This window comes from Chryseobacterium sp. NRRL B-14798 (assembly GCF_050470705.1).
Classification (GTDB): Bacteria; Bacteroidota; Bacteroidia; order Flavobacteriales; family Weeksellaceae; genus Chryseobacterium; species Chryseobacterium cupriresistens.
This window is the reverse complement of the sequence record NZ_JBFLUL010000005.1, coordinates 774,878-787,255: the sequence shown is the minus strand read 5'-3', so window position 1 is coordinate 787,255 and position 12,378 is coordinate 774,878. Positions and strand designations below refer to the sequence as shown.

General features: G+C 36.9%; 12 protein-coding genes and 1 tRNA gene. All 13 read right to left on the bottom strand.

The genetic code is table 11. The features are described from left to right. Positions 1-23: 23 nt before the first annotated feature. On the bottom strand, positions 24-3,845 hold the full coding sequence (gene rpoB / locus AB1278_RS03955; RefSeq protein ID WP_137905183.1) for a DNA-directed RNA polymerase subunit beta: 3,822 nt from the start codon (positions 3,843-3,845) through the stop codon (positions 24-26). A 594-nt stretch (positions 3,846-4,439) separates the two neighbouring features. Beyond that, positions 4,440-4,877, bottom strand: a complete 438-nt coding sequence (locus tag AB1278_RS03950) for a hypothetical protein (RefSeq protein ID WP_202841462.1) — start codon at positions 4,875-4,877, stop codon at positions 4,440-4,442. A gap of 269 nt (positions 4,878-5,146) precedes the next feature. Next, positions 5,147-5,515, bottom strand: coding sequence for a 50S ribosomal protein L7/L12 (rplL, locus tag AB1278_RS03945; protein ID WP_062675820.1), 369 nt, complete (start codon positions 5,513-5,515; stop codon positions 5,147-5,149). Between the two features lie 46 nt (positions 5,516-5,561). Beyond that, complete coding sequence (rplJ, locus tag AB1278_RS03940; protein WP_110008215.1) at positions 5,562-6,149, bottom strand: 50S ribosomal protein L10; 588 nt, start codon at positions 6,147-6,149, stop codon at positions 5,562-5,564. A 17-nt stretch (positions 6,150-6,166) separates the two neighbouring features. Beyond that, positions 6,167-6,859 (bottom strand): 50S ribosomal protein L1, encoded by a 693-nt coding sequence (gene rplA / locus AB1278_RS03935; protein WP_002976422.1) that lies wholly within the window; start codon positions 6,857-6,859, stop codon positions 6,167-6,169. An 11-nt stretch (positions 6,860-6,870) separates the two neighbouring features. Beyond that, positions 6,871-7,314, bottom strand: coding sequence for a 50S ribosomal protein L11 (gene rplK / locus AB1278_RS03930; protein ID WP_047435399.1), 444 nt, complete (start codon positions 7,312-7,314; stop codon positions 6,871-6,873). 266 nt (positions 7,315-7,580) lie between these two features. Next, positions 7,581-8,249: a hypothetical protein gene (locus AB1278_RS03925; protein ID WP_110008216.1), complete on the bottom strand. Its 669-nt coding sequence runs from the start codon at positions 8,247-8,249 to the stop codon at positions 7,581-7,583. A 7-nt stretch (positions 8,250-8,256) separates the two neighbouring features. After that, entirely contained in the window at positions 8,257-8,904 is a 648-nt protein-coding gene (locus AB1278_RS03920; RefSeq protein WP_110008217.1) for a hypothetical protein, read from the bottom strand. Positions 8,905-8,915: 11 nt separating this feature from the next. Next, on the bottom strand, positions 8,916-9,536 hold the full coding sequence (locus AB1278_RS03915) for a hypothetical protein (protein WP_110008218.1): 621 nt from the start codon (positions 9,534-9,536) through the stop codon (positions 8,916-8,918). A 515-nt stretch (positions 9,537-10,051) separates the two neighbouring features. Next, the gene (nusG, locus tag AB1278_RS03910) at positions 10,052-10,594 is read right to left on the bottom strand and encodes a transcription termination/antitermination protein NusG (RefSeq protein ID WP_002976412.1); all 543 of its coding nucleotides are present in this window, start codon (positions 10,592-10,594) and stop codon (positions 10,052-10,054) included. 19 nt (positions 10,595-10,613) lie between these two features. After that, positions 10,614-10,820: a preprotein translocase subunit SecE gene (gene secE, locus AB1278_RS03905; protein WP_002976410.1), complete on the bottom strand. Its 207-nt coding sequence runs from the start codon at positions 10,818-10,820 to the stop codon at positions 10,614-10,616. A 12-nt stretch (positions 10,821-10,832) separates the two neighbouring features. Beyond that, a tRNA-Trp gene (locus AB1278_RS03900) sits at positions 10,833-10,903 on the bottom strand. A 64-nt stretch (positions 10,904-10,967) separates the two neighbouring features. Then, a complete protein-coding gene (gene tuf / locus AB1278_RS03895; RefSeq protein ID WP_110008219.1) occupies positions 10,968-12,155 on the bottom strand; it encodes an elongation factor Tu in 1,188 nt (395 codons plus the stop codon). Between the last annotated feature and the right edge of the window lie 223 nt (positions 12,156-12,378).

Here is a 12,378-nt window from a genome sequence, read left to right as displayed (position 1 = left end):
TCTTGTGTCTGACATCTGATATCTTACTCCTCCAATCTTACGTCTAATCCAAGACCTTGTAACTCGTGAAGTAATACGTTGAATGATTCCGGAATACCTGGTTCAGGCATAGATTCACCTTTTGCAATTGCTTCATAAGTTTTTGCTCTACCAATCACGTCATCCGACTTCACAGTAAGGATCTCTCTCAGGATGTTAGATGCACCGAATGCTTCAAGTGCCCAAACCTCCATCTCTCCGAATCTCTGACCTCCGAACTGAGCTTTACCTCCTAACGGCTGCTGAGTAATCAATGAGTAAGGACCGATAGAACGTGCGTGCATTTTGTCATCAACCATGTGTCCTAATTTCAGCATGTAAATAACCCCTACAGTCGCAGCCTGAGTAAATCTTTCTCCAGTACCACCATCATAAAGGTAAGTGTGACCGAATTTAGGAAGACCTGCTTTGTCTGTATATTCAGTAATCTGATCAAGAGTTGCTCCATCGAAGATTGGTGTAGCGAACTTCATACCCAGCTTCTGACCAGCCCATCCAAGAACTGTTTCATAAATCTGACCGATGTTCATACGGGAAGGTACCCCAAGTGGATTCAATACGATATCTACCGGTGTTCCGTCTTCCAGGAATGGCATATCTTCTTCACGAACGATTCTTGAAACGATACCTTTGTTACCGTGACGTCCTGCCATTTTATCTCCTACATTCAGTTTACGTTTCTTAGCGATGTAAACTTTAGCCAGCTTCATGATACCTGCAGGAAGCTCATCTCCGATTGAAATAGCAAATTTCTCACGGTTTTTAACTCCTTGAATGTCGTTATATTTGATTTTGTAATTGTGAATCAATTGTTTGATCAATTCATTCTTGTCAGCGTCTACTGTCCAGTCTGAACCGCTAACGTTTACATAATCTTCAACTGAAGTTAATAACTTGTGAGTGAATTTCACACCTTTACCGATGATTTCTTCGTCAAGGTCGTTTTGTACCCCCTGAGAAGTTTTACCGCTTACCAGTGTATTTAATTTTTCAATTAACGTATTTCTCAACTCATCAAACTTAGCCTTGTAAGTGTTTTCAATTTCTTCAAGTTTAAGTTTTTCTTCAGTTCTTTTCTTTTTGTCTTTAATATTTCTTGAGAACAATTTCTTGTTGATAACAACTCCTCTTAATGATGAGTCTGCTTTCAGTGAAGCATCCTTCACATCACCAGCTTTATCACCGAAGATTGCTCTAAGAAGTTTTTCTTCAGGAGTTGGGTCAGATTCACCTTTTGGAGTAATTTTACCAATCATGATATCTCCAGGCTTCACTTCAGCACCGATTCTGATCATACCGTTCTCGTCAAGATCTTTCGTAGCTTCTTCAGATACGTTTGGAATATCTGCTGTAAGTTCTTCCATACCTAATTTAGTATCACGAACTTCAAGAGAATATTCATCTACGTGGATTGAAGTAAACCAGTCCTCACGTACAACTTTTTCGTTGATTACGATTGCATCCTCGAAGTTGTACCCTTTCCAAGGCATGAACGCTACCACTAAGTTTCTACCAAGAGCCAATTCTCCTTTTTCAGTAGCATACCCGTCGCAAAGTACCTGTCCTTTTTCCACTACATCACCTACTCTTACGTTTGGTCTTAGGGTAATGGTTGTACTCTGGTTCGTTTTTCTGAACTTAGTAAGGTTGTATGTTTTAGTAGCAGACTCAAATTGTACTAAATCTTCGTCTTCGCTTCTTTCGTATTTAATAACGATTCTGTCAGCATCTACGTACTGTACTGTACCTGTACCTTCAGCGTTAATTAAAATTCTTGAATCTCTTGCAACCTGCTGCTCAAGCCCTGTACCAACGATTGGAGCCTGTGGCTTCAATAGAGGAACGGCCTGACGCATCATGTTGGATCCCATCAATGCACGGTTCGCATCATCATGTTCCAGGAATGGAATTAATGAAGCGGAAATACCGGAAATCTGGTTTGGTGCTACGTCGATAAGGTCTACCTGGCTAGGTTCTACTACCGGATAGTCACCATCCAATCTTGCAATGATTCTGTCTGTTTCGAATTCACCGTTGTCGCTCAATTCAACGTTTGCCTGAGCAATTACTTTAGATTCTTCATCTTCCGCATTTAAGTAGATAGGATCTGCGTTAAGCTCAATCTTACCGCCTTCTACTTTTCTATATGGAGTTTCGATGAAACCTAGTCTGTTGATTTTAGCATAAATACCTAAAGATGAAATCAAACCGATGTTTGGTCCTTCCGGAGTTTCAATCGGACAAATTCTTCCGTAGTGAGTATGGTGAACGTCTCGAACCTCGAAACCTGCTCTTTCTCTTGATAAACCACCAGGCCCTAGTGCAGATAATCTTCTCTTGTGAGTGATCTCTGATAGAGGGTTGGTTTGGTCCATAAACTGAGAAAGCTGGTTGGTACCAAAGAACGAGTTGATTACTGATGTTAATGTCTTTGCATTGACAAGGTCAAGCGGAGTAAAGATTTCGTTATCTCTAACGTTCATTCTTTCCTTGATTGTTCTTGCAATTCTTGAAAGACCTACCCCGAACTGTCCAGCCAACTGCTCACCAACAGTTTTAATTCTTCTGTTTGATAAGTGGTCAATATCATCAACCTCTGCTTTAGAGTTGACAAGCTCGATTAAGTGTCTTACAATAGCAATGATATCTTCTTTTGTAAGAACCTCAGTTGTCGTTGGAATGTTAAGACCTAGCTTTTTGTTCAATCTGTAACGCCCAACTTCACCTAATGAATATCTCTGCTCAGAGAAGAATAATTTTTCAATGATTCCTCTTGCTGTTTCCTCATCTGGCGGATCTGCGTTTCTTAACTGACGATAAATATACTCTACCGCTTCTTTTTCAGAGTTAGTAGGGTCTTTTTGTAATGTATTCTGGATGATAGAGAATTCGTTGCTGTTTTCTTTGTGAATCAGGATTGACTTCACACCAGCATCAAGAATAAGATCCAAATGTTCTTTTTCAAGAATCGTTTCTCTATCCAGGATGATTTCGTTTCTTTCAATAGAAACTACCTCACCTGTATCTTCGTCTACGAAATCTTCGAACCAGGTGTTCAATACTCTCGCAGCCAATGTTCTTCCTTCTACTTTTTTAAGGGCAGCTTTAGAAACTTTCACTTCTTCAGCAAGGTCAAAGATCTGAAGGATATCCTTGTCAGATTCGTAACCGATTGCTCTTAATAAAGTTGTTAATGGTAATTTTTTCTTACGGTCGATATACGCGTACATTACGCTGTTGATATCAGTTGTAAATTCCATCCAAGATCCTTTGAAAGGGATAATTCTTGAATAGTAAAGTTTGGTTCCGTTAGCGTGGTAAGTTTGTCCGAAGAATACACCAGGTGAACGGTGAAGCTGCGTAACAATAACTCTTTCAGCACCATTGATGATAAAAGAACCACTTGGCGTCATATAAGGAACCGGACCTAAGTATACGTCCTGAACCACAGTCTGGAAATCTTCATGTTCCGGGTCAGTACAATACAGTTTAAGTCTAGCTTTTAGAGGAACTGAATAAGTAAGTCCTCTTTCCACACACTCATCGATTGAATAACGTGGAGAATCTACCAGATAGTCTAAGAATTCTAATACGAATTGGTTTCTTGAATCCGTAATTGGGAAATTCTCTTGGAAAGTCTTGTAAAGAGCTTCTGTCTTTCTGGCTTCAGGAAGTGTATCAAGCTGGAAAAATTCTCTGAAAGATTCAATTTGGATATCCAAAAAGTCCGGAGTGATGATTTTTCCTTTCGCTGATGAGAAATTAATTCTCGGATTTCCTTGAGTTGTTGATTTTGTTTTACTCATAAAACTTTTAAGAAAGGGTTAAAAAATATTTTGATTCATTAAAAAATATCAGAAAAGAACAAGAAACAAGATAAAAGTAAAAGGTAAAAGTGTTTTTGGCGCTCACAAAGGACCTTAGATTCTTTTAAACTTCCTACATGGTTCTTTCTAACTGCAACACTGGTATATCTTTTCACAGCGTAATGCAAAATATTTTTATTACTTTTGAGGCTGTATTACCGCAGTATTTATATACACGAAATCCCCTCCACGTTTACACAGTGAAAGAGTTGATTTTCAGTATTTTATAAATTTACATACAATTTTTCGCGCCAAAAGAAGGGCAAAGATACAAAAAGTTATCCACAAAAACAAATAAATCATCTCATTTTGAGACTCTTAAAAACGAGAGAGGCTGCCCAAATATGAGCACCCCCTCCACAACACAAGCTAATCCTATGATTATTTCACAATAACCTTATAAGATTTTATTTTTTGAGTTCCCGTGACTGTACAAATACAAATACCTACCTGAGCGATTTCCCGGAAACTTACAGATCATTAGTAGAACGATGGTTAATAATTTATTTTTCATTTCTAATGCTATTTGATGTTTTATATAAATGTACTTTTTGAAAGGACAATTCTATTCTCATCTAATTTATAAATAACACCACAAAGGCGCTTATACTTATAAGATGTTACAGGATTATGAATAATGCCATCCATTCTATTGGGCAGTCGATTTACTACTTCTGAGGAAGGACATTTCAGAATTGCTGTTTTAAAAAAAGGAAAATTATCCCGGAAACCTTTATTACATAACCAATAGCTTTCTTTTTGACCGGCAGAACCATTATACAAACCTGTCCAATAATAAACGGAAACATCAGCAAAGCAACCCCATAAATGATTGGTAATAGCTGTACCATATGAGAACCCAGGCTTTGCCCTTATTAGAGATATTATCTTCGTGTTTAGTTTTCCTATAGCCGTCAAAATCTTTAGAAGCGTAATCTTATGACCAAAGAAAAGAAGGTTATTTCTATCCAATTATTGTGTTTTTTTCAATACAAATATAATATTTTTTCAATTAAAACAATAATTAACTAATAAAAATTCACATAAAATAATTAAACATAATAATAAACATAAAAAAAATCATACGTTACCACAAAATATGCAATCATAAAAAACTATATCAGTATTAGTAATAACAATATTATATTACTATTAAAAATTAAAAGACACATTTACAAAAGCTTACATACAAAAAAGCCCGGGCAAATGCCCGGGCTTCTTTATTTATAATACAATTGAAATTATTTCAATTCTACTTCAGCACCAGCTTCTTCTAATTGCTTCTTAAGAGCTTCAGCTTCGTCTTTAGAAACACCTTGCTTAATTGCAGCAGGAGCTCCGTCTACGATATCTTTAGCTTCTTTAAGACCAGCACCAGTTAAATCTTTTACTAATTTAACGATAGCTAATTTAGAAGCACCTGCAGACTTAAGAATTACGTCGAATTCAGTCTTTTCTTCAGCAGCATCACCTGCACCACCTGCAGCAACAACTACAGCAGCAGCAGCTGGCTCAATTCCGTACTCATCCTTAAGGATAGCAGCTAATTCGTTTACGTCTTTTACAGTTAGGTTTACTAGCGTTTCAGCTAAATTTTTTAAATCTGACATTGTTGTAATGTTTTTGTTGATTATTTATTTAATTTTTTGAGTGTAATTATTCAGCAGCTGGCGTTTCGTCAGTGCTTTCTGCAGCAGCTTCAGGAGCTTCAGCAGGAGTTTCTTCTACCGCAGGAGCAGCTTCTTCAGCTTTAGCTTCTACAGTTTCAGGTTTGTTTTGAAGAGCAGAAACAACTCTCTGGATTGGAGACTGAAGTAATCCGATGATTTCACCGATCATTTCTTCTCTAGACTTGATGTTAGCCAACATGTCCAGGTTATTGTCACCAACGTAGAAAGTTTCTTGAACAAAAGCAGACTTTAAAGCTGGCTTTTCTTCTTTCTTTCTGAATCCTTGGATCAATTTCGCAGGAGCGTTTGCTGTTTCAGCAATCATTAACGCTGAGTTTCCTTTGAAAGATGGGAACATTTCAGAGTAATCAACTCCTTCAATTTGCTCCATTGCTTTTTGTAAAAGTGTATTTTTTACAACTTTCACTTTGATATTTTGTTTGAAAGCCTGTCTTCTGAAATCTGAAGATTTACCAGCGTTCAAACCTTCTAAATCTGCTACGTATACTACTTTTGCATCCTGAAGCAAATCTTTGATCTCTTGTATTGCTACAACTTTTTGGTCTTTTGTCATTGTCTTAAGGATTATTATTAGTTAACAGATTTAGTATCAATTGCAATACCTGGGCTCATTGTAGAAGATAAATAGATACTCTTCACATAAGTTCCTTTAGCAGCAGTTGGTTTCATTTTGATCAATGTCTGGATTAATTCCTGAGCATTTTCTTTGATCTTGGCAGCATCGAAAGATACTTTACCAATACCAGCATGGATAATACCATACTTGTCTACTTTGAAATCAATTTTACCTGCTTTTACTTCAGTTACTGCTTTACCAATTTCCATTGTTACAGTTCCTGATTTAGGGTTTGGCATTAAACCTCTTGGACCTAATACTCTACCTAATGGACCTAATTTACCCATTACAGCTGGCATCGTAACGATAACGTCAACATCTGTCCAACCTTCTTTGATTTTTTGTAAATATTCGTCAAGACCTACATAGTCAGCACCAGCAGCTTTAGCTTCTGCTTCTTTATCTGGAGTTACAAGAGCTAATACTTTAACATCTTTACCAGTACCGTGAGGAAGAGATACAACACCTCTTACCATTTGGTTTGCTTTTCTAGGGTCTACTCCTAATCTTACTGCGATATCGACAGAAGCATCAAACTTTGTAGTGTTCACTTCTTTTACAAGAGCTGAACCTTCTTCAAGGTTATAGATTCTTCCTTTTTCTACTTTGCTTAAAGCTTCCTTTTGCTTTTTAGTTAATTTTGCCATTTCTTTAAGTTTTAAGCGTTAGTTGGTTTAGTTCCTGTTACTCTTAATCCCATAGATCTGGCAGTACCTGCAACCATAGAAAGAGCAGAGTCCATTGTAAAACAGTTAAGATCCGCCATTTTATCTTCAGCGATTTTCTTTACCTGTTCCCAAGTTACAGAACCTACTTTGTTTCTGTTTGGTTCACCAGAACCTCCCTTGATCTTAGCTGCATCCATTAACTGGATTGCTGCAGGTGGAGTTTTAATAACGAATTCAAAAGATTTGTCTTCGTATACTGTAATTACTACAGGTAAAACTTGCCCTGGCTTATCTTGGGTTCTTCCGTTAAATTGCTTACAAAACTCCATGATGTTCACACCTGCAGAACCCAATGCTGGACCTACTGGTGGAGAAGGGTTAGCTGCGCCACCTTTCACCTGAAGCTTTACCATTTTAAAGACTTTCTTAGCCATTGTTTGTTTTTTAAATTTGAATAATTAATGAGTTTGGAAGCATTTATTATTCAGTAGGTTATGCACTCACATAACAATAAACCTACTTTTTGGACTGCAAAAGTATAAAATATTTTTGAAATAGCAAACGGAAATTGCTGATTTTTAAAAGTTTTAGAAAAATAAATCATGTTTCCCTGTCATAGAATTGAAAATACAGTCAGTAAAAACGAAAACGGTTATTTTATGCAAATAACCGTTTTAAAATATTTTAAAAGGAAGGCTGATTAAAAACCTGAAGGTTTATTAATTGTTTTTGTAGAACCGTCGTTTCCTCCAAGATCATCATTGATATCGTTTATATTTTGCTTTTCAATTAATCTTTTGTAAGCCATCAGATAAAGATCAACCGTAAAGTTATTATAGGTTCTTGATGGTGTAGTTGTGTTGGTGGCAATCATTCTGCTATCTGTAAATCTAGCTCTGACGTGCCATGTTCCGTTACTTTTGAAAGCCACTACATCCGGTGATCCCTGTTTGTTATCATTCACACCGTTGTCGCCATAATCAAGCATTACACTCGTATTTCCATCGTTCAGCTTGAAGGAATAATTGTGGAGGATAACCAAAAAGTTGTTGGCATCAATTTTAGTATCATAATCTGTAATGCCTGTTCCAGGTACGCCGGTAAGGGTAAGTTTAAGATAATTGAACAGCCCGCTGCTTTCCAAAGCCGGATCATACAATTGTAAGGCATTCTGCGAAGTGGCTAAAAAGCTTCCTCCTGTCATCGTAGGTTCTCCCGGATTTCTTAAATATAAGGAATTCGTATATGTTTTTCCATTAACATCAAGTGTTTCTGCGGGATTAGCAGTGTTGATCCCTACTTTTCCTTTCTGGGCGTTTAAAAACATCCCAAGACATAGGATTATTGTGATATAAATTTTTCTTTCCATAGTTTTTTTATTGAAGGCCCAGTGGCGTATTGGTTGATACTCCTGAATATCCCGGTGAAACGGATGCTGAAACAGAACCGTTAAAAGTTCCCCAGTCTTTCACTAAGGATTTTTCAAAGACATTTAAGGTAAGTGTCCAGGTTCCATTGATGGAAGAAACAGTTCCTGCTCCTTTAAAAGCTAAATTAATAGCATGGTACTGTTTACCACCGCTGGTCACCTGTGTAATTTCAGTTGAGTAAGAACCATACGATTTAGGGTTGGTACTTGTGTTCGCTGCTGAAACCGCTCCTGTAAAAACAGCACCTGTAATGGCCACCACATATTTACTTGCATCTAATCCTGTATTGAGATTCACAACTTCATCCTGTCTTACATTTTTCAATACAACATTATACATATTTACAGGGGCTACATTACGGAGCGATATATCCAGCAGCTTCACCTTACCTACCGGTGAAGTATCTTTTGACCGGGTAAGAAGAAGATAGTTTCCGCTTGCCTTTGTATTTTCAGTATCTATTAAATAAGATTCTACTAAAGTTTCCCCTTCAACATCAAGAGTTCCTTTAGGTGTTTTAGTATTTATTCCTACTTGTGCATTTATGCTTAAAGCAGCAAAACCCGTAAAGAGTATCGCAATAATTTTTTTCATAATTTATGTTTTTATTGAATTAATGGAGCTGTCGCCGCACCAGTAGTTAATCCATTAAGGTTTTGTGTTGAATTAAAATCTTTGGCGTACGACCTGTCAAACACCAGTAAGTTGAGTGTCCAGACTCCTGTAGGCAAAGAATTATCAGGAGCAAATCCCTGGTAATCTGCCTTAAGTTTCCATGTCCCTCCTGCAGAATAAGCAAAGATCTGAGGTATCGGAGTAAGCCAGTCTGCAGAGTAAGTTCTTGTAGGCTGTGTAAATCCAAAAGAAGAAATTACTACCAAAAACTTGCTGGAGTTGATCTTTGTGTCAAACTGGTTTACCCAATCTTTGTCTGTAGGATCACAGGTGATTTTAAACTGAATAAGATTAATGGGAGCCGGCGAATTAGGTACAAAAGAATCATTATACGCTGTAATTTTGTTTTCCGGCGCGGGAGATTTGATAATAAAAGTGTAATTCTCATCCGCTTTCAGTTTTTCCAGGGGTTGTTTAAAAACAATTCCTGATGTTTTCATTGTACCGTTTACGGTAAGTTCTTTTTCTGGTGTCGCAGTATTGATGCCAACCTGCGCACTCATCAACACATAGGTGCCCACCAGAGTGATCATCGAAATAATTTTTGTCATTGAGTTATGTGTTTATAAAGCTTATGCTCTTGGGTGGCTTATCTGAATTCTATTCTTATTTAAAAACAACAAAGAATGTCCATACCTCTGTAACCAGTGTATGAAATAAAAAGAATAAAATTTTGTGGATTAGCTAACAGCTTGGTTGCAAGAAGCATGCCATATGAAAGTGAATTAAGGAACTAAAAGGAACTTGATCCATAAAAAACAAAAATTATCACGTAACGGGGATAATTTAATTAAAGTAAACTTCTTTATAGAAGTAGCCAACAGACTTATGAAATTTGAAAATCAACATAATAATTTTAACAAACTTAAAAAAACTCTAGCTAGAGTGAAAAAAAATATAAAGATTCAATTTCAATATTTCATTATGAATTAATACAGATGCACAATTATTTATCGAAAAATAACTGAGAAGCATCGCCAGAGGCTATTGTTACAATATATTGAAATGGTATCAACGAAAAAAGACCACTTTAAAAGCAGTCTTTTTATATTTTATAAGTAATGTATTATACTTTTTCTACTTGCATGTAGCTCAGCTCCATCGGAGTTTTTCTACCGAAGATCAATACAGAAACTTCAATTTTCTTTTTGTCTTCAAGAATCTTCTCAACTGTACCATTGAATCCGTTGAAAGGTCCGTCGATTACTTTAACGTTTTCACCTACTACATAAGGAATTTCAACATCGCTTGCAAATTCTGAAAGTTCATCCATTCTTCCAAGCATTCTGTTTACCTCTGATTTTCTCATTGGAACAGGATCACCTCCTTTTGTTAAACTTAAGAAAGAAATAACTCCCGGGATATTTTTAATAACGTGAGGAATCTCTCCCATCAGGTCAGCTTCAATCATCAGGTAGCCAGGATAGTAAGGTCTCTCTTTAGGAACTTTTTTACCGTTTCTAATCTGGATCACCTTTTCCATAGGAATAACCACTTGAGTAACGTACTGCTCAAATCCTAAACGTTTGATTTCTGTCTCAATATAGTTTTTCACTTTATTTTCCTGTCCGCTGATTGCTTTCAGCACATACCATTTCAATTCGCTCATTATGGAAAATACTTAATTATTAATTGAACAAGTTGATTAGCATTCCTATTATGTTGCTGATTGCTTTTGAAAACAATTCATCAACTCCAAAGGTAAATAAAGCCAGAATAACTGTCGCAATAGTCACTACAATTGTAGAAGACTGAAGGTCAGCCCATTTTGGCCATTCAACTTTATGTCTGAATTCGTTATAAGAACCTTTTAAAAAATCGACAAATGAACTCATAATTTATATTTGCACGGGCACAAGGATTCGAACCCTGATCAACGGTTTTGGAGACCGGTATCCTACCATTGGACGATGCCCGTAGTTAAAAAAAGCTCCGTAAAGAGTGTTCCTTACGGAAGCTTTTTATATTGTTTTAGATGTGGATTAGTCGATGATTTCAGTTACCTGACCTGCACCTACTGTTCTACCACCTTCTCTGATCGCGAATCTAAGACCCTCGTTAAGAGCGATTGGCTGAAGTAATTCAACAGTGATTGTTAAGTTATCACCAGGCATTACCATTTCTACACCTTCTGGTAAGAAGATCTCACCTGTAACGTCAGTAGTTCTTACGTAGAACTGAGGACGGTACTTGTTGTGGAATGGAGTGTGACGTCCACCTTCTTCTTTAGAAAGGATATAAACCTCAGCTTTGAATTTTTTGTGTGGCTTAACTGAATCTTTCTTAGCGATAACCATACCTCTCTTGATGTCAGTTTTTTCAATACCTCTCAACAATAGACCTACGTTATCACCAGCTTCACCTCTGTCTAGGATTTTTCTGAACATCTCAACCCCTGTAATAGTAGAAGTTAATTTCTCATCACCCATACCTACGATATCAACTGGATCACCAGTGTTGATAACACCAGCCTCGATTCTACCAGTTGCTACAGTACCTCTACCTGTAATAGAGAATACGTCTTCGATTGGCATTAAGAATGCTTTATCCTGATCTCTAACAGGCTGCTCGATCCAAGTATCAACTGCATCCATTAATTCTTCAACAGTCTTAACCCACTTCTCGTCTCCGTTAAGAGCTCCAAGAGCAGATCCCTGGATTACTGGAGAGTTATCTCCGTCATATTCGTAAGTAGATAATAAATCTCTAAGTTCAAGTTCAACAAGCTCTAAAAGCTCAGCATCATCCACCATGTCAACTTTGTTCATGAAAACAACGATTCTTGGTACGTTTACCTGACGGCAAAGTAGGATGTGCTCTCTAGTTTGAGGCATTGGTCCATCAGTTGCAGCACATACTAAGATAGCTCCATCCATCTGAGCAGCACCAGTTACCATGTTCTTAACATAGTCGGCGTGACCTGGACAGTCAACGTGTGCATAGTGTCTGTTTTCAGTTTCGTACTCGATGTGAGCTGTATTAATAGTGATACCTCTTTCTTTTTCTTCTGGAGCAGAGTCAATAGAAGAGAAATCTTTCTTCTCAGCAAGACCCTTGTTAGCTAATACACTACTGATAGCTGCAGTAAGTGTAGTTTTACCATGGTCAACGTGACCAATAGTACCAATGTTCAAGTGTGGTTTGTTACGATTAAACGTTTCCTTTGCCATGATTTAAAATTATTTATTTATTGTTTTTCAAATTTTCGGTGTGCAAATATAATGAATTTTTAAATACCAAAAACTTTTTATTAAAAAAACTTTCAATATTATCATCCAGTGAAGGACAAACCTTATATTTCAACGTATTGAGACTGCAAATTTACACATTTTTCCGGATTGAAAAAATCTTTCTGAAACCTTTTATGAAAAAGCCTGAAACCCAATATAAAAA

Coding starts and splice junctions, on each gene's coding strand:
- rplA (WP_002976422.1), bottom strand. CDS start 6,859: ATGGCAAAATTAACTAAAAAGCAAAAGGAAGCTTTAAGCAAAGTAGAA.
- rplK (WP_047435399.1), bottom strand. CDS start 7,314: ATGGCTAAGAAAGTCTTTAAAATGGTAAAGCTTCAGGTGAAAGGTGGC.
- AB1278_RS03915 (WP_110008218.1), bottom strand. CDS start 9,536: ATGACAAAAATTATTTCGATGATCACTCTGGTGGGCACCTATGTGTTG.
- rplL (WP_062675820.1), bottom strand. CDS start 5,515: ATGTCAGATTTAAAAAATTTAGCTGAAACGCTAGTAAACCTAACTGTA.
- tuf (WP_110008219.1), bottom strand. CDS start 12,155: ATGGCAAAGGAAACGTTTAATCGTAACAAACCACACTTGAACATTGGT.
- rplJ (WP_110008215.1), bottom strand. CDS start 6,149: ATGACAAAAGACCAAAAAGTTGTAGCAATACAAGAGATCAAAGATTTG.
- AB1278_RS03920 (WP_110008217.1), bottom strand. CDS start 8,904: ATGAAAAAAATTATTGCGATACTCTTTACGGGTTTTGCTGCTTTAAGC.
- rpoB (WP_137905183.1), bottom strand. CDS start 3,845: ATGAGTAAAACAAAATCAACAACTCAAGGAAATCCGAGAATTAATTTC.
- AB1278_RS03925 (WP_110008216.1), bottom strand. CDS start 8,249: ATGGAAAGAAAAATTTATATCACAATAATCCTATGTCTTGGGATGTTT.
- secE (WP_002976410.1), bottom strand. CDS start 10,820: ATGAGTTCATTTGTCGATTTTTTAAAAGGTTCTTATAACGAATTCAGA.
- nusG (WP_002976412.1), bottom strand. CDS start 10,594: ATGAGCGAATTGAAATGGTATGTGCTGAAAGCAATCAGCGGACAGGAA.